At 44.5% G+C, this 17,687-nt stretch carries 12 protein-coding genes, 1 pseudogene and 1 riboswitch; of the genes and pseudogenes, 10 read left to right on the plus strand and 3 right to left on the minus strand.

What is annotated here, in order from left to right; genetic code table 11:
• Positions 1–36 precede the first annotated feature (36 nt).
• Positions 37–3,837, plus strand: a complete 3,801-nt coding sequence (locus RH949_RS28150; protein ID WP_446357813.1) for an nSTAND1 domain-containing NTPase — start codon at positions 37–39, stop codon at positions 3,835–3,837.
• A 236-nt stretch (positions 3,838–4,073) separates the two neighbouring features.
• Here the strand turns inward: RH949_RS28150 and RH949_RS28155 are convergent.
• The 3 genes and pseudogenes from RH949_RS28155 to thiC all read right to left on the minus strand — a co-directional run.
• A pseudogene (locus tag RH949_RS28155) lies at positions 4,074–4,718 on the minus strand (Uma2 family endonuclease); the annotation flags it as partial.
• A gap of 317 nt (positions 4,719–5,035) precedes the next feature.
• Positions 5,036–6,589 carry an adenylate/guanylate cyclase domain-containing protein gene (locus RH949_RS28160; protein WP_446357831.1) on the minus strand — a complete coding sequence of 518 codons (1,554 nt, stop codon included), beginning with the start codon at positions 6,587–6,589 and terminating at the stop codon, positions 5,036–5,038.
• A 370-nt stretch (positions 6,590–6,959) separates the two neighbouring features.
• The gene (thiC, locus tag RH949_RS28165) at positions 6,960–8,333 is read right to left on the minus strand and encodes a phosphomethylpyrimidine synthase (protein WP_446357815.1); all 1,374 of its coding nucleotides are present in this window, start codon (positions 8,331–8,333) and stop codon (positions 6,960–6,962) included.
• Positions 8,334–8,343: 10 nt separating this feature from the next.
• A riboswitch (TPP riboswitch) is annotated at positions 8,344–8,440 on the minus strand.
• A 540-nt stretch (positions 8,441–8,980) separates the two neighbouring features.
• Here thiC and RH949_RS28170 point away from each other — a divergent pair.
• The 9 genes from RH949_RS28170 (at position 8,981) to RH949_RS28210 (ending at position 16,739) form a co-directional block, all read left to right on the plus strand.
• Entirely contained in the window at positions 8,981–9,184 is a 204-nt protein-coding gene (locus RH949_RS28170; RefSeq protein ID WP_006099154.1) for a hypothetical protein, read from the plus strand.
• Positions 9,185–9,583: 399 nt separating this feature from the next.
• Positions 9,584–10,366 carry an RNA polymerase sigma factor SigF gene (locus RH949_RS28175; RefSeq protein WP_446357817.1) on the plus strand — a complete coding sequence of 261 codons (783 nt, stop codon included), beginning with the start codon at positions 9,584–9,586 and terminating at the stop codon, positions 10,364–10,366.
• A gap of 30 nt (positions 10,367–10,396) precedes the next feature.
• Positions 10,397–10,738: a phage holin family protein gene (locus tag RH949_RS28180; RefSeq protein WP_006099175.1), complete on the plus strand. Its 342-nt coding sequence runs from the start codon at positions 10,397–10,399 to the stop codon at positions 10,736–10,738.
• A gap of 321 nt (positions 10,739–11,059) precedes the next feature.
• Entirely contained in the window at positions 11,060–12,376 is a 1,317-nt protein-coding gene (gene sbcD, locus RH949_RS28185) for an exonuclease subunit SbcD (RefSeq protein WP_446357819.1), read from the plus strand.
• Between the two features lie 18 nt (positions 12,377–12,394).
• Entirely contained in the window at positions 12,395–13,486 is a 1,092-nt protein-coding gene (locus tag RH949_RS28190) for an AAA family ATPase (RefSeq protein ID WP_446357821.1), read from the plus strand.
• Positions 13,483–14,337: a DUF4435 domain-containing protein gene (locus RH949_RS28195; RefSeq protein WP_446357823.1), complete on the plus strand. Its 855-nt coding sequence runs from the start codon at positions 13,483–13,485 to the stop codon at positions 14,335–14,337. Before RH949_RS28190 ends, RH949_RS28195 begins: the two co-directional genes overlap by 4 nt.
• 201 nt (positions 14,338–14,538) lie before the next feature.
• Entirely contained in the window at positions 14,539–15,762 is a 1,224-nt protein-coding gene (locus tag RH949_RS28200; protein WP_446357825.1) for a tetratricopeptide repeat protein, read from the plus strand.
• 299 nt (positions 15,763–16,061) lie between these two features.
• On the plus strand, positions 16,062–16,505 hold the full coding sequence (locus RH949_RS28205) for a hypothetical protein (RefSeq protein WP_446357827.1): 444 nt from the start codon (positions 16,062–16,064) through the stop codon (positions 16,503–16,505).
• Positions 16,506–16,535: 30 nt separating this feature from the next.
• Positions 16,536–16,739 carry a hypothetical protein gene (locus RH949_RS28210; protein WP_157453079.1) on the plus strand — a complete coding sequence of 68 codons (204 nt, stop codon included), beginning with the start codon at positions 16,536–16,538 and terminating at the stop codon, positions 16,737–16,739.
• Positions 16,740–17,687 lie beyond the last annotated feature (948 nt).

Here is a 17,687-nt window from a genome sequence, read left to right on the forward strand (position 1 = left end):
AATATCTCCTCCCCATAATTTTACAATTCTGGTGCTATGACTTCGGAATGGGAAGCCCTCGTGGTTGGGATTAATCGCTATCCCCAAATGACTACCCTGCATGACCTTACGGTAGCAGCAAAGGATGCAGAAGATATTGCAGTACACCTGAGAGACTACGGCTATCAACCCTTTCGTGTCCAGTGTTTACCGCAACAACCAGATCAAAAAGGGGAAGCACGCATCCATCGCACCGGAATGGTAACATCGGCAGAACTCCAAGAGGCACTTTCTAATCTCCTCAATCCGCCGCCTCCCAACGAACCCCCAGAAACAGCGCTATTCTACTTTTCCGGACATGGATGGCGTCAAACTGTTGATGGCAAGGATGAGGTATTCTTGGCGACTAGCGATGTATTTCCTCAAATTGGAGAATATGGGCTTTCGTTGAGTTGGTTGGGGGAACAACTGCAACAAAGTCGGGTTAAACGAGTAATTGTTTGGCTAGACTGCTGTTTAAGCGGCGAATTAATGGCGTTTCAACCAACCAATAAAGCCTTCTGCTTGATTACCGCGACTCGTTCTTACGAACCGGGGTTGGAAATTCCCCATGAACAGGGTTTATTGACGACTGCGCTACTGGATGGATTAAACCCGAACAATTACCCCGATGGTATTGTTACCAGTCACCTTTTAAAAGGTTTTATTGAAAGGCGGATGGCGCAGACATCCCAGCGCCCGTTAATTGAGAATTCCTCTCAGGCAATTCTGCTGACAACTTCATCGCCGAAAAGACGGTTTGAGAATACCTGTCCTTATCGTTCGTTGTCTTATTTTACCGAGAAACCAGAGGATGCAGCGGTATTTTGTGGACGGAGTGCGTTAACACAGCAACTGATTGGACGAGTGAAACAGGGACACCATTTCGTGGCAGTTTTGGGTGCGTCGGGTAGTGGTAAGTCTTCCTTATTACGGGCAGGATTATTGTATCAGCTTAAGCTGGGGCAGGATATTCCTGGGAGCGATAACTGGATTTACTTAGAACCTTTTTCGCCGCAAGAAAATCCTCTGGAAAGTCTTAAGGAGAATGTCACTGACTTAAGGCTGGTGGGCAATGCCCACCCTACGGCATATCAAGGGTTTTGGAGATCTGACAATGCTTATTTCAGTGCCATTCGTCTTAAGGAAGTAATAGAAAAAGGAACGCTTCACCCTCACCATCCAGGGAGAGGAGAACAACAGCAAGTCAAGGCTTCTCTCTTACCCCCCTTCTCCCCGTTGTGGGAGAAGGGGTTGGGGGATGAGGGGATTTCCTCTCAACCTGTCGTCATGGTAATCGACCAATTCGAAGAAGCCTTTACCATGTGCGACGAAATCCAGCGCCAGGAGTTTTTCAACTATCTCATCGAATTAAACCAACAAAACCCCAACCTCTATCTATTTATCGGGATGCGGTCAGATTTTCGCAGCCGATTGCGCGAATATCGCCCCTTAATGGAGTGCATCAACAAACCCTACATTAATGTCGAACATTTAAACCGAGAGGAAATTGCCGAAGCGATTGTCAAACCTGCTGATTGGGTGGGATTAGGCATCGAAGGGGAGTTAAAAGAACGGATTATTAATGATGTCGAAGATTATCCCGGCAGTTTACCCTTGTTGCAATATACCCTGACCGAACTGTGGAATGAAGCCCAAAAGCGAGGGGAACAGTTTTTACGGCTCTCCACATACACACAATTAGGGGAAATTGAGGGAACCCTGGAAAAACGCGCCGAACAAGTCTATCAAAGCCTTTCATCAGAAGAAAAAATTGTCGCCCAACGTTTGTTTTTGGAACTGACGCAGGTGGGAGACACCTACGACACTCGCCGACGGGTTTACTTGGAGGATTTACCTAACTCTCATCATTCTTTAGAGATTTTAAAAGAAGTTAGCGATATCCTGGCTAGAGCCGACAACCGCCTAATTACGTGTGAAGCGTCACAGTCTGAGAAAACAGACGCATCTCCAACAGCCAACATTCAAATTGATGTGGTTCACGAAGCCTTAATTCGCCATTGGAAGCGGTTACGGGATTGGCAAGATGAGAACCGAGAGGCGATGATTGTCGAACGGGAGATTGAAACTCAGGCGCAGCAGTGGCAAGCCGAGGGTAAACCCAAGACGATGGAATCGCTGCTTACGGGGGTAAAACTGGCTAAGGCTGAAGATTATTTGAGTAAATATGGTGAGTTGGGAATGCTCGATGGTGTGGCGGAGGAGTATATCAACGTTAGTCGTCAAGAGGACAAAACCCGCCGCCGCCGACAAAGGTTAACCATCGGGGGAGTTATCGGGGTGGTATCTTTAGCCGCGATTGTTTCCACTTTTTTCGGGTTACAGTCGCGCAGACTGGCGACAATGGTACGCTTGCGAGAAGAGGCAGTTAATATTGAAATACTCCTCCCCTTGGGATCTGCTACCCCACTAATTCAAGCCATCCAAACTACCGGAAACAGTAAAGCCTTTGTCGGTACTGTCCTCAGTGAAGTTTACTCTAGCCTCTATGATGCGGTAAGGGACGTGCGAGAACGCAATAGCTTCAGGGGAGATGAAAGTCAGGTCACTGCTGTGGCGTTTAGTCCCGATGGCAAAACTATTGTCAGTGGCGGTAATACGCTCAAACTCTGGGATACCTCTGGCAACTTGCTTCACACCTTCAGCGGAAATGAAAATTATGTCAATACCGTGGCGTTTAGTCCCGATGGCAAAAGGATTGTCAGTGGCAGTTTTGACAACACGCTCAAACTTTGGGACACCTCTGGCAACTTGCTCGACACCTTAGAAGGACATGAAAATTATGTCAATGCCGTGGCGTTCAGTCCCGATGGTAAAACTGTTCTCAGTGGTAGTGGGGATAGAACACTGAAGCTCTGGGATACCTCTGGCAACTTGCTCCGCACCTTCAGGGGACATGAAGATGATGTCGTTGCCGTGGCATTCAGTCCCGATGGCAAAAGGATTGTCAGTGGCAGTCTGGATAAAACGCTCAAACTTTGGGATACCTCTGGCAACTTGCTCGACACCTTAGAAGGACATGAAGGTAATGTCAGAGCTGTAGCGTTCAGTCCCGATGGCAAAATAATTGTCAGTGGCAGTAATGATCGAACGCTCAAACTCTGGCGTGCAGGAAATTGGCGAGATCTGCTACAAGTAGGTTGTGAGAGATTGCGCCTGCATCCGCGACTCGCTTCTCCTGATAACGACAAGGCGGGAGCAACCTGCTTGCAATATGGTGACTGGAAAGAAACAGAACAAGCTGAGTTTTTAGTGAGGCAAGGAAAAGCGATCGCCCAAGAAACACAAGATATTAATGCCGGGATTAAGAAGTTCAAACAAGCCAAAAAACTTGACCCTCAATATCAACTCGCTTCCCTGGAAATAGAAGCCAAACAATTAGCTGCTCCTGGTTTAGTGACCATAGGAGAGACACTGCTGGAAGAAGACAAGTTCAAAGAGGCTTTAAGCCACTACCAAAAAGCCCAACAATTTGACCCGAATTTGCAAACCTCGGCTGACCCATGGAATAGTCTGTGTCTTTATGGCAGCCTTAACCGCTTTGAGGTTGAGGTTATGTTTGCCTGTGATAAAGCGGTTAAACTTGCACGCCAAGAGAGCAAGGCGCGTTATCAAGCTAATCGAGGCATTGCTAAAGCTATAACTGGAGATAAAACCGGAGCCATTGAAGATTTGCAAGCTTATGTGAATTCCCCTGATATATCTGATGAAGGTAAAGCTAAATTGCAAGGCTGGATTAAGGAACTCAAAGCGGGTAAAAATCCTTTTACGGATGAAGTCTTGCAAGAATTGTGGTAAAGATTCAGGGGTCGTGGAAATCCGATGAAGGGGGAAGGCTTCGCTTCCTTTTTGCTATTCACCTGTTTAGAGACACAGGAACAGTAGTGCGATCGCCTTACCTGCCAAAAATCTTCAATATAGTTGCCGATTTATTCGGGTAACTCTCCAAACCGTTCCCGATATTGACTCAACAACGACTCCATTTCCGTTAACTGTTGCTCGGCTTGCACTCGCTGGTGCTGTTCTTGGCTTCACTGTTGCTCGGCTTGCACTCGCTGTTGCTGTTCTTGTTCAGCAACTTCTTGGGGTATGGGAATTAGCTGTCCTTCGGCACTAAAAAAGCGCAACTTCGACTCATAAATTCCCAAATATAACCCCAACTGTTTACTCCATAACCACCCTTGCTGATTCGGTGGCAATTCCTCATACTCCCCATCGACCAAGTGAAATCCTTTAAACTCCAAACTATTCGGGTCAAACCAGAAATAGTCGGGAGTCCGGAAAACATCCTGGTAAAGCTGCTTTTTTAAGCCTCGATCAGTCGCCGCCGTCTTAGGCGAAAGAATTTCAATAATCACATTGGGATACTTGCCATCTTCCTCCCAAACCACCCAACTTTGGCGCGGGAAGCGTTCCACTCCCAACACCACAAAAAAATCCGGTCCCCGGAACTTCTCCGACTTCCGCTGACGGGGAGAATAGTAAATCGTCAGATTACCAGAGGCGTAGAAATCATTACGCTCTCGCCACAGCCATTCTAAGCAGGCGATGAGCAATGTCATTTGTAGGCGATGCAAGTCAGTTTCCAAAGGAGGCTCGTCACTGAGTAAGTCACTAGGGGGAAAGACTATATCATCCCACAGGTCTTCGGACGTTTCCAGTTCTTGGGCGAAAGACATGGCAGTTCCACAACGAGAGTATGATAATTCTAGTGTAGTGTGAAAATGGCTAGCCCCTTGCCCTGTGACTGATTATATAGGGCTTTTAGCAGTTCTTCAGCCAATTGATTTGTAAATAGACCAGCGCAACCTGCTATAAATTTGCGATCGCTAGCGCTCTTGCTGCTGTGTTCGCTGGGAGTAAGGAGTCTCCAAGCAATCAATGATAGTCAGACACAGAGCGTTATCATGCACTCATTAATGCCATGTTTTCTCTAAAAAAACTCCCAACAGTGCCAGTTGCTTTTATGGAGATTAGAAAGGTCAAACTGGGAACGTTACTGTTGCACAATTGACGGCTTTTTACCCATTAACCAATAGGTTTTCATCTTCCCCTTGCCTTTAACCCGGATAAACCCCCGTTCGACTAACTCATACTTGTCTCGCAAGCGCTGATACGTTGTCTCAGTCACCTGAATTTTGTCCGGTTGACCGCGAGATTCCATGCGACTAGCGATATTCACCGCGTCACCCCAAATGTCATAGCTAAACTTAGTCGTACCAATGACGCCCGCAATAACGACTCCAGTATTAATCCCAATTCGCAAACGAAAATTCTTACCCGTTGAGGTATTAATTTGTTCAAGGCTTTGTTGCATATCCAGTCCCATTTGCGCGATCGCATCGACATGGTTGCTCTGAGGGGTAGGCAGTCCGCCAACCACCATATAAGCATCCCCAATGGTCTTAATTTTTTCCAAACCATGCTTTTGTGCCAATCGATCAAACGTAGAAACGATCATGTTGAGCAAGCTAACCAGTTCTTGGGGAGAAATCTGACCCGCTAGTTGAGTGAACTTCACCAAGTCGGCAAATAAAATAGTCACATCTTCATGTTTCTGGGCGATTAATCCTGGCTCATGTTGCAACTGCTTGGCAATGGGTTGGGGCAGAATATTGAGTAACAAGTTCTCAACTTTTTGCTTTTCCCGTTTTAAAGCCGCATCGGTTTGCTTGCGTTGGGTAATGTCATGAAAGAAAACCGAGAGTCCTTCATAGGAGGGAAAAGCTCGCACTTCAAACCAACATCTGATCGGTGGATAGAAGGCTTCAAACGTGACAGGAGTCTGTTGATCCATTGCTTTGTGATATTGCCGATCAAATTTTGAACCCACCGCATCGGGAAAAGTGTCCCAGATATTCTGACGCAGTAATTCTTCAGGTTGGCGCTGTAAAATTTGAGCGCCGACTTGATTAACGTAGGTAAATCGCCATTGTCTATCCAAGGCAAAAAACCCATCAGTCATGCTTTCCAGGAGTTCGACGACTTGCTGATCTGATACTCGCTGCTTGGCTTCGACTTCCTGACGTCTAGCAATTTGGCGATTTAACCGAGTTAAATTCAACCGTAGTTCCATTTGGTTAATCACCTGACGGCTGAGGGCTTGGAGGGCGCTGATCTGTTGCGGTGTGAGATCGTGAGGAATCTGATCAATCACACAGAGGGTTCCCAGGGGAAAACCATCTTCAGTTACTAAAGGAGCACCCGCATAGAATCGGATATTGGGATCAGACGTTACCAGAGGGTTCCCCGCAAACCGCTCGTCTTCTAAGGCATTGGGTACAACCATGATATCTTCCGGATTCAGAATAGCATGAGCGCAAAATGCCTGGTCTCTGGGTGTTTGTGTCGCATCGATGCCAACTTTTGACTTAAACCACTGGCGATTTTGATCAATTAGGCTAATCAGGGCGATGGGAGTCCCACAGATGTGTGAGGCTAACATCGTGAGGTCATCAAAGTCTTGTTCGGGTAGGGTATCAAGAATGTTGTACCCCTGAAGAGCCTTGATCCGCTCGGCTTCGTTGTGGGGTAAAGGTGCCGCTTGCATCGGGGGTTGGGTAGAGGAATACTGACGCGGCTGATGCGACGCGATTGTATTATACAAACCTTTACCGAGTTTTGCCAGCCATCTAATGATACTGACAATTCCTCTAAGCAGATTTTTTTTTAACCTTTTACTTTGACGATTCGGCTTAAACAAGGTTAACGGTCTAGAGATGCTGCACAATTTAAATAGTAGCTACCCTGGTGTTGATGAACTGACACGACGTTAAGCAGGATGATTCATGACGTTCTGGTAACTATTTTGACTGAAACCGCGAAAACATGCATAAGTCTGAAGAATCAATTCCGACTAATAAAAAAGAAAAAAAGGTGGGTAATACCCACCCTTTGCTTATATGTGTTATAATTGCAAGCTAGCTTTGCTTAACCGGTTCCTTGGCTAAGAACTTCTCCAATTCTGTCAACGCATCCGCATCAACCTTGGTTTGCATTGGGCAGAACTTAGGTCCACACATTGAACAGAATTCAGCCGTTTTATAGATATCTGCTGGCAACGTTTCGTCGTGATATTCTTTTGCCCGGTCGGGGTCAAGTGCTAACTCAAACTGACGGTTCCAGTCGAAATTATAACGGGCGCGGGAGAGTTCATCATCTCGATCCCGTGCGCCGGGACGCTGGCGTCCAATATCGGCAGCATGGGCGGCTATTTTATAGGCAATTAAGCCATTTCGCACGTCTTCAGCATCCGGTAATCCTAAGTGTTCTTTCGGTGTTACATAGCACAGCATGGCTGTCCCATACCAACCCGCCATAGCTGCCCCGATCGCGGACGTGATATGGTCATAACCGGGGGCAATATCAGTAACCAAAGGACCTAACACATAGAACGGTGCTTCGGAACACTCTTCCATCTGCTTCTTGACATTAAACTCAATTTGATCCATCGGTACATGACCCGGACCTTCCACCATCACTTGCACATCATGTTCCCAAGCGCGGCGAGTCAGTTGTCCCAGGGTTTTCAGTTCGGCTAGTTGCGCTTCGTCAGAGGCGTCATGGGTACATCCTGGACGCAGGGAATCGCCTAAACTGAACGAGACATCGTACTTCTTGAAAATCTCGATAATATCGTCAAAGTGGGTATAGAGAGGATTCTGCTTATGGTGATGCAGCATCCACTTTGCCAGGATACCGCCACCGCGAGAGACAATCCCGGTGAGGCGATTTCTCACTAAGGGTAGATGTTCAATCAGAAGTCCGGCGTGGATGGTTTGGTAATCAACACCCTGCTGGGCATGTTTCTCAATAATCTGGAGAAAATCATCCGGGGTTAGGTTTTCTATAGTACCGTGAACACTTTCCAGGGCTTGGTACACGGGTACCGTACCAATCGGTACAGGAGAAGCGTTGATAATCGCGGTGCGGATTTCATCCAGGTTTCCGCCCCCGGTGGATAAATCCATCACGGTATCTGCGCCATATTTAACCGCCAGGTTCAACTTGGCGACTTCTTCGTCAATATTGGACGAATTAGGAGACGCCCCAATATTGGCATTAACTTTACACTTAGACGCGATGCCGATCGCCATCGGTTCTAAGTTGGTATGGTTAATATTAGCAGGAATAATCATGCGCCCCCGCGCCACCTCATCCCGAATCAACTCTGGGGAGAGGTTTTCCCGCTTTGCGACATACTGCATTTCCTCGGTAATCAGACCTTGGCGGGCATAGTGCATTTGTGTAACATTACCCTGTCCGTGCCGCTTGGCGACCCATTCTGATCTCATATTTAGATTCCTTATTAATAAACCGCTTCCCTCCGCTGGTCTTAACCAGTCTCAGGTTCTCAGGGTGTAATCTCAGCCTGGTTGCTCAGGCACCCCTAGCTTTAGTTGTTCATCGTACCACTAGGGTCGGGTGAGAGGATAAAGCGTTATAAAAGTTTACGTTTATAGTAACTTGGCACACCTAAATAGATAAACCTTAACCCGTAGGGTGGGTTAGGCGGTATTCAACCCACGGAAACGAACTATTGAATCATCTATCCGCCGTAACCCACCAAGTTATCCTTGATTCTGAATTAACAAAAGATTCGGGTTCCTCAACAAAATTAAGACACTTCCCATTGACGATAGCGGGGCGAGTCGAGAAAATTAATACATTTCCCCTTAATGATAGTCTAGGGTTGATGTATGTCACCTAACCCAATCTAGGGCTAAAGCCCTTACTACGAACGGGGCTAAAGCCCTTACTACGAACTAACTCTAAGTTCAAATCGCTTCATCTCTTTGTCGAATAGTTCCTGAATTTTCTGCTTGGATCTTTTATACTTAGTCTTTTGATACAATGCTGTATCCGTGTTTAAACCCATTGACTGAACAGTTGGTATACCACCAAGCACTCTCATCACAGCCGACGAGATACCTTAGAAATTATGGAAACCCAACGCCTATCCTTAAATACCGATAAGATGAGCGATTTCCAGCAGTGGAAACAAGCCAATGGTGATGATTTTTTCCTCTGGGATTATCTGGGTGGAGTCGCTAATATTGAAGTGGCTTTAGCCTTCGCCAAACTCTTTTTACCTAACGTTGTTGAACATGAGGGCGGTATATTTTATTGGAAACTTTCCATCTAGAAACAAATCCTTGTAGTGCGTTTAGCGAAGCCATGCCGCAGGCTTTAGCGAAGCCATGCCGCAGGCTTTGCATCTTGCTCGCTACTAATACCCAATTTAAATGTATGACAGCTTATCTCGGAATAACAATCAGCACCTCGGCTTACCTCGGCTTCGCTCGGTAACACGCTCGGTGTTGACCCTGAGCGAAGTCGAAGGGTCAACGTGTTCGCGGGAGTACCCACCCTCAGCGCCAGCAGTTTACGTATTTTTGCGGAGACGCCCACCACCCCTCCTTTAAATTTCCGTAAAACAACGATGGTTGAATTGTTTGTCTCTTTCGACAATAGGGTCAAGATTACTGATTAAATATCAAGCCCTGTTAGAGGACACCGTAGCACAGGTGTTGGTTTATTCATCATGACAACTCAATCAATTAATGTTCGCGGAATGGAATTGTTGATGGCGTACTCCCAAAATCCGTCAATTGAGTTACGTAATCAGCTTGTCCGGTTAAATAGTGGATTGGTGAAGAAAATTGCCTATCGAGTCAGCCAGCAATGTAGCGAACCTTATGACGATTTGGTACAACTTGGCTATCTGGGTTTGATTCGGGCGATTGAACGGTTCAAGCCGGATCAAGGGTATGCCTTTAGTTCCTTTGCAGTGCCGTTTATTCGCGGCGAGATGCTACATTTTCTTAGAGATAAAGGAAATATTGTCAAGATTCCTCGCCGTTGGCAAGAACTTCAGCAGGAAGGACAGCGCGTCAGTAAACGGTTAACCGCCACGTTGGGACGTCCACCCAAAGAGGCGGAAATTGCCCAAGCGCTGAATGTTTCTATGCAAGAATGGCAGGAGAGTAAATTAGCCTCGAAAAATCGCTTGCCTCTGAGTTTAGATTTGACAGTGGGTCATAATGTCGATCATCCGGTCACGTTGGGTGATATGCTACCGGATAGTTATGACCAAACCTTGCAGCACTGGGAAGAAGACCGACAGCAGTTACAAGGTGCGATCGCGCAACTGGAAACCAAAACCCAAGCGGCGATTGAGTTCGTCTTTTTCCGGGATCTCCCCCGTAAAGAAGCCGCTAAACACATTGGCGTGAGTCCGATGACGGTAACGCGACACCTACAACGGGGGATTAATGAATTGGTGTCCTTACTACAGCCGCAAACACCAGAACGTCTCGCCAGTTAGAATTCGGATGTGTGATATTCAACAAAACCGATGAAACATTTTCTCTTAACTTGGCTGTTTACGGCATTGGCATTAATCATTACTGCCTATCTCGTACCGGGTATTGCGATCGCGGGTTTTCCCACGGCTGCGATCGCGGCGGTTATCTTAGGGATTGTCAATGCTATTGTCAGACCGATTCTGATCATGCTGACTCTACCCTTGACGATTGTGACGTTGGGGCTATTTCTGTTAGTGGTTAATGCGATATCCTTGTCCTTAGTCGCCTACCTAACAGGTGCCACGTTTACGATTAGTGGACCTCTTGACGCCTTGATTGGTTCAATTGTGTTGTCTGTCGTTGCAAGTATTCTTAACCAATTTGCGGATTAGTCATTAGTCATTAGTCATTAGTCATTAGTCCTTGGTCGGGGCGGATTGAGTGACATCGGGGTAACAAAAAATGTTAGTTGTGAAACTTGCCATTGGATGGGGCGGGTTTAGTGACATCGGGGTGACAAAAAAATGTTAATCGTGAAACCCGCCCCTACAGTCGATCAGGGTTTGGAATTAACGTTATCATCAATAGGGAAACGAAAATATATCAATCCGTCCCTACATTGAGACAGGACGGGTTTTGTATTAATGTTCTCTCTGATAGGGAGACGAAACTAGATAAACTGGCCCCCTAGAACGTCAAAATGGTTCCCACTAATGATTAAAATTCTTCACCTGTCAGATATCCATCTGGGAAGTGGCTTCTCCCACGGGCGAACTAACCCAGAAACGGGGTTAAATACACGACTGGAAGATTTTGTCAATACCTTATCTCAATGTATTGATCGCGCCATTACTGAACCCGTGGATTTAGTCTTATTTGGCGGCGATGCTTTTCCTGACGCCACACCACCACCTTACGTGCAAGAAGCCTTTGCTACGCAATTTCGCCGCTTAGTGGATGCAGAAATTCCCACAGTATTGCTGGTAGGTAATCATGACCAACATTCCCAAGGAAATGGCGGGGCAAGTTTATGTATTTATCGTACTCTAGGTGTGCCAGGATTTATTGTGGGTGATAGGCTGGCGACGCATCAAATTCAAACTCGGAATGGTTTAGTTCAAGTGATTACTTTACCTTGGTTAACCCGTTCCAGTTTACTGACGCGCCCAGAAACTGAAGGATTAGCCTTAGGCGAGGTGAATGAGTTATTAATTCAACGCCTTGAACCGATTTTAGAAGGAGAAATTCGGCGGCTGGATTCCCAAGCGCCAACTATACTCTTAGCCCATTTAATGGCAGATCGGGCTAGTTTTGGGGCAGAGCGTTTTTTAGCCGTGGGTAAAGGCTTTACTATTCCCTTGTCGCTGATGGCGCGATCGTGTTTTGATTATGTGGCATTAGGTCATGTCCACCGCCATCAAAATCTGAATCCATCCAATAACCCACCAGTGATTTATCCAGGTAGTATTGAACGGGTTGATTTTAGTGAGGAAAAGGAAGACAAGGGTTATGTGTTAATTGAGCTGGATAAAGGTAAAGCTGAGTGGCAATTTTGTCCTTTACCTGTGCGTCCATTCTGCACAATTAACGTGAATCTGGCTGAGGAAGCTGATCCAGAAGCGGCATTACTTAAAGCGATTAAGAAAAAAACGATTGATGATGCTGTAGTTCGGTTGATTTATAAAGTTCGTTCTGATCAGTTGGATTTAATCGATAATAGTAAAATTCATCAAGCCCTGAGTGAAGCCCACAGTTATACGATTCGCCCCGAATTAGCCAGTCAGTTAGCCCGTCCACGTTTACCAGAATTGGGCGTGGGTAGCAGCATGAATCCCATGGATGCGCTGAAGACGTATTTAGACAGTCAGGATAATTTAAAAGATATTGCCGCCGATATGTTAGAAGCAGCGCAATATTTGTTGGATGGACAAGGGGATAGTTGGTTAGAGGTAGAGGAGTCTGGAGACGATAAACAGGAAGCGAGTCAGGTGGGAAAAGGGAATCAAAAGAATCAATTGCGTTTACTTTAGGGGGTTTGGGAAACACTTATGAGAATCAAGGAAATTTCAATCACTGATTTGTTCGGTGTGTTTAATCATGTTATTCCTCTTAATCTGGAAGACCGAATTACTATAATTTATGGCAAAAATGGTGTTGGAAAAACTAAATTACTCAAATTAATCTATGAAATATGTAGTTCAGTATGTTATGAAACTCCTAGTATTAATTTTGGTCAGTTAACACTAAGCTTTGATAATAACGAAACGCTTAAAGTAGATGGAAGAAAAATTGAAGATTCTCCAGAAGGACATGAGTTGTTTTTAGATCAAATAAGCTCAATATATTCCAAAATTAATGTTCGCTTGATAGAGGATACTAGGCTGTTATACTCAACAGCTAATAACCGAACGCAACACTATAATCGTCAGTCAATGTTACAGACTGTTTCAAACTATGCCCAAGAATTAGCCAAAAATATTCAAGCCAAAATAACTGAATACGGAACCTTGTCTCAGTCACTTGATAGAACATTTCCGGCAAGAGTTGTGCAACAACAAGCAATGCCTAAATTAGATGATGAAAGCTTAAAAAATAAGCTTAATAATCTAGAAAAAAGACGTTCTGAATTAATTGATTATGGACTCTTAATTCAAGATAATAATCAAGACATTAAACTTCAAGAAGATATAGACGAAAGTACTAAGAAAATTTTAGCGGTTTATATTGAAGATGCAGAAAAAAAACTCAGCTTGTTCGATGACATAGCAAGAAAAATCGATTTACTTACAAGAATCATTAATAATAAATTCAATTATAAACACATAAAAATCAATAAAAATGGGGGGTTTAATTTTGCAACTGACGGTGGTAAATTATTGCATCTGACAAAACTGTCTTCTGGAGAACAACACGAACTTGTCCTTCTTTATGAGTTGTTATTTAAAGTTGAACCGAATTCCTTAATTCTCATTGATGAACCAGAATTGTCGTTACATGTCGAGTGGCAGGTACAATTCCTTAAAGATTTACAAGAAATAACTAAACTGTCTAATATTGATGTTTTAATTGCGACTCATTCGCCCGACATCATCCACGATCGCTGGGATTTAACGGTTGAGTTAAAAGGACCAGGGGAATGAGAGAATTTATTACCCCGGATCGGATTGCGAATCAAGTTCGGATGCGGCGTAGTAGTCACAAAGGTTCTTTTCTAATCGTGGAGGGGCGCAGTGATAAGCTCGTGTATGAGCGTTTTATAGATAGGACAAACTGTGAATTTTCTATCGCTAGTGGTAAGGAGAATGCTGTTTCTGCTATCAGGATTCTTGAACAAGATAATTTTGCGGGTGTTCTCGCCATTGTAGATGCAGACTTTTGCAGACTAGAAGGAAGTTTACCTTCTAGCTCAAACTTGCTCTTAACTGATGAGCATGATCTGGAAATGATGCTGATTAAATCACTAGCTTTAGACAAATTACTTTCCGAGCGTGGTTCAGAGTACAAGATAAATAAGTTTGGTCAAGATATCCGTTTAACGCTGCTGGAAAGGGGGACAAGGATTGGATATTTACGATGGGTTTCATGGAAAGCAAATATATCTCTGAAGTTTGAAGGCTTAAGTTTTAGTAAATTTATTGACAAATCCACCTTAGTAATTGATACGGGTCAACTGATTAAGACTGTTAAAGATAATTCGCGAAAATCAGGACTGAAAGAGCAAGATATTCAAAAAAGTATAGAAACCTTAGAAAAAACTGCCCCTGATTCTTGGCAACTCTGTTGTGGTCACGATATTATTTGTATCTTATCGATAGGATTGAGCAAAGTGTGGGGGTCATGGAATACCAACGAGGTTAAACCCGATACTCTGGAGAGAGAATTACGACTCGCTTACGAGGATTCTTATTTCCACAGCACTCAACTCTATCAATTAATTCAGCAGTGGGAAATCAATAATAAACCTTATCAGGTTTTGTCGCCGGGAAATTAAACTTAGCAATTTTGGGTGAGTGTGAATGAAATGAAAAAAGGCGATTACACTCTCTCACCGCCACAATTTTCAACAATGAGTATAAGGTTGATGAATAAGTATTGGGGTGAGGCGAGGGAACAGGGAATAGTCAGGGATATCACACAATCGTGCAAAATTTGCCAAACTAGAGATATTCCTTTCGCTTGGGAGTAAGCGGTAATGTGGTTGGCGGGATTGTTTGTTTTTGGCGGCTGGATGGTATCCTTGTGCCTGCACGAGTTTGGTCATGCTGTTGTCGCCTACTTCGGTGGCGATACCTCGGTTAAGGATAAAGGCTATTTGACGCTTAATCCCCTCAACTATACTGACCCAGGTTTGAGTCTGCTAATGCCGATGATTTTCTTGGTGATGGGGGGAATTGCCCTTCCCGGTGGGGCGGTTTATATTGACCATAGTAAATTACGCGATCGCAGATGGGATAGTGCAGTCTCGGCGGCTGGTCCTTTTGCCAATGTCGTGGTGACGGTGGCGTTGGCGATTCCGTTTTGGTTGGATTGGGTTACGGTATCACCTGATGATTGGTTAGGACAAAGTTTAGCTTTTCTAATTTTCCTACAAATTTTTGCCGTTGTTATCAATTTATTGCCTATTCCCCCGCTGGATGGGTATGGAATTATCCGCCCTTGGTTACCGCCATCGCTTCAGCAACGACTGAGTAAATTAGGTCGATATAGCTTTTGGTTTATTTTTGGCGTGTTATGGTTTGTACCTGCCGCAAGTCGAGAACTTTTTCTGTTCATTCATCGAATTGCTTTAAGTCTCAAGATTCCTCCCGAAGCGATTCAGTTAGGGAGTGTCCTGTTTACTCAACCCGCGACGAAGTTGGCATTAATTGTCGGATTCCTTGGCTTTCTCTGGCTGATGAAACAAAAAGGAAATCAAACCAAAAATGCTAGCGATTTACACTGGTTTAACCAAGGAAATAAATTCATAGAAAAGCAGCAATATGATCGCGCGATCGCGGCTTACGATAAAGCCATTCATATCAATCCTAATTTATATCAATTGTGGTATAATAGAGGGCTTTGCTTGGCAGAGTTGCATCGATTCAAAGAGGCAATTACTTCCTATCAGAAAGCCATTAAAATTAAACCGGACTTTTATCAGGCTTGGAATTCTCTAGGTAACGCCTTTTATCACTCAAACCAGTATGCCGAGGCGATTACTGCCTACGACCACGCCCTGCAACTCGAACCGAACTTGGCTGATACTTGGTATAATAGAGCCTGTTGTCGAGCGTTGCAAGGTTATCTTGACCTAGCGATTGACAGTTTAAAACAGGCAATTGAGATTAATCCCAATTTCCGCGAACAAGCGGAAACTGATGCTGATTTGGAATCGATTCGGAATAGTTGGCATTTTACTGAGATTTTGCCGCAATGATAATCAATAACCAGTTATTCTGGGGTAGGCAAAAATAAGTAATGATACTATCAGGGTTTTAAACATTATAAATTTTGCCCACCCTACGTCTAAATCATAAAATTAATTTTCTTAAGCTGTCACACATTTAAATTAGAAATGGGTAGCGAGCAAGATGCTCAATACAGTGAGTAAGATGCAAAGCCTGCGGCATGGCTTCGCTAAACACACTACGACAAGGATTTCGTCCTTATTGACATTAAGGTTTCAATGCCAAACAGCTTAACAAATAACATAAGACGAAGGACAAATAACATAAGATGAATCAACTTTCCCAACAATTACCCCTAGTGCTTGTAGTCGCCACGACGCTGGCAATACCATCAACGGCTGATATTCATCCGGCACAAGCGGGAACCTGCGTGGCTGCCAGCAGTTGCAGACAAGAATCCGTAAAATTTGTACCAGGTCAACGGATTACCGTTGAGGTAGCCAATTTAACCTCTAGCGTGATCAAACTTCAACAGGTCGATGTTACAGACCCTTTACCTGTGAGTCCAGGACAGGTTCTCTCCTTTGTCCGAGGAGGTAATACTAACCCAAATTTCTCGGCGGTGCTGTGGGATACCCAAGGATTACCCTTAAACGTGAATATCCGCAAACCTGAAGCCAGAGTCTTACGCATTGAAGTATTGCCCAGTGGTCGTTCTCCAGGGGTTCGCGCTGTTTATCTGCAAGATGACGGTCGAGTAGAAGTGATGTAAGGTGTTAGGTGTTGGGTGCATTGATTGATTATGAACAACTATCCTTGTTATTCTGCTCAACTTCTGCCTCGTATTCGCCATACTCCAAATCATTGGTTTGGTAATCACGATAGTCAGGAGATAGCTGTTGTTCCGGCTACTAATGCCGCGACAACTAATCCGTCTCCAGCGTCGCCTGTTACCAAAACTCTAGATCCGTTGTTATCGCAACGGATTTTAATCACAACTGAGTAATATCGAATCCGTTTGATTGCACACCGATGCAATCCCTTGAGAATCAGTGTTTCCACCTTTTTGAGTTTGATGAGTTAACCTGATGTGATATAAATCTAAGTTATTGACTTTAAGAAGTGTAAATTATTTCGACCCCACCTTTCAAAAACGTGGGGTTTTGTGTTAATGGTTCATGGGTTCTGAACAATCAATGATAAGATGTAACCTAAAATATGATTAATTTTTTGTTATCTAAACTTACTATCATACACAATTAATTTGAGGGTGACATCTGTCTTTTGACAGGTAAGCATTAAATTAATTTTTTTTCCGATTCTTCCTCAAAATTTTTACATTTAATAAGTAAGCTGATCAACGTCGGGTGGAGAAATAACTATGAATACTTGTCCTTGTTGTTCATCTCACTTACTCGCTCACGTTCGTGACAAGCGCATTTGTTGGTTTTGTTCTAGCTGCCGCCAAGATATGCCTGTTAAAGCTAGTAAGAGAAACCCTTTTCACCAAGACTTTTCTTTTGTAAATCCGTTAAATGACATTTTGTCACAGAAAGTATTAACACCAGCCGATTAAGTCGGTGATAGGGCGCACGTCGCGTCGGTCTTATGGGTCAACTTAAGCCACAACCCCCTCACCCCCAGCCCCTCTCCCACCCTGGGGAGAGGGGAGCAAGAAAGGTGTTATATTCCAGCTACATCTTTTATCATTAATCATTCCGGTTCCCCTTCTCCTATGCAACAAAAGCGAAGCATCCTCTGTCCTCCCCCCGTGCAAAAAAAGCGAAGCATCCTTAGTCCTCCCCCCTCTTGTAGGCAGGGCTAATTCATTGTGATGAGAGAAAATTAGGGCGACCAGGACTATTCAGACAGCAAGACGACTCTGGGCTAGAAGAACACCATTAGAACACATAGTTACTTTACGCGATCGCTCTTTCCACTAGCACTCATCTAG

Origin of the sequence: Coleofasciculus sp. A1-SPW-01 (genome assembly GCF_040217205.1) — a bacterium.
GTDB lineage: Bacteria > Cyanobacteriota > Cyanobacteriia > Cyanobacteriales > Coleofasciculaceae > Coleofasciculus > Coleofasciculus chthonoplastes_A.

Excerpts from the sequence above, each read along its gene's own strand:
- sbcD (WP_446357819.1), top strand. The coding sequence starts at position 11,060 with ATGATTAAAATTCTTCACCTGTCAGATATCCATCTGGGAAGTGGCTTC.
- RH949_RS28170 (WP_006099154.1), top strand. The coding sequence starts at position 8,981 with ATGGAAACCCAACGCCTATCCTTAAATACCGATAAGATGAGCGATTTC.
- RH949_RS28210 (WP_157453079.1), top strand. The coding sequence starts at position 16,536 with ATGAACAACTATCCTTGTTATTCTGCTCAACTTCTGCCTCGTATTCGC.
- RH949_RS28160 (WP_446357831.1), bottom strand. The coding sequence starts at position 6,589 with ATGCAAGCGGCACCTTTACCCCACAACGAAGCCGAGCGGATCAAGGCT.
- RH949_RS28205 (WP_446357827.1), top strand. The coding sequence starts at position 16,062 with ATGAATCAACTTTCCCAACAATTACCCCTAGTGCTTGTAGTCGCCACG.
- thiC (WP_446357815.1), bottom strand. The coding sequence starts at position 8,333 with ATGAGATCAGAATGGGTCGCCAAGCGGCACGGACAGGGTAATGTTACA.
- RH949_RS28175 (WP_446357817.1), top strand. The coding sequence starts at position 9,584 with ATGACAACTCAATCAATTAATGTTCGCGGAATGGAATTGTTGATGGCG.
- RH949_RS28200 (WP_446357825.1), top strand. The coding sequence starts at position 14,539 with ATGTGGTTGGCGGGATTGTTTGTTTTTGGCGGCTGGATGGTATCCTTG.
- RH949_RS28190 (WP_446357821.1), top strand. The coding sequence starts at position 12,395 with ATGAGAATCAAGGAAATTTCAATCACTGATTTGTTCGGTGTGTTTAAT.
- RH949_RS28180 (WP_006099175.1), top strand. The coding sequence starts at position 10,397 with ATGAAACATTTTCTCTTAACTTGGCTGTTTACGGCATTGGCATTAATC.
- RH949_RS28195 (WP_446357823.1), top strand. The coding sequence starts at position 13,483 with ATGAGAGAATTTATTACCCCGGATCGGATTGCGAATCAAGTTCGGATG.
- RH949_RS28150 (WP_446357813.1), top strand. The coding sequence starts at position 37 with ATGACTTCGGAATGGGAAGCCCTCGTGGTTGGGATTAATCGCTATCCC.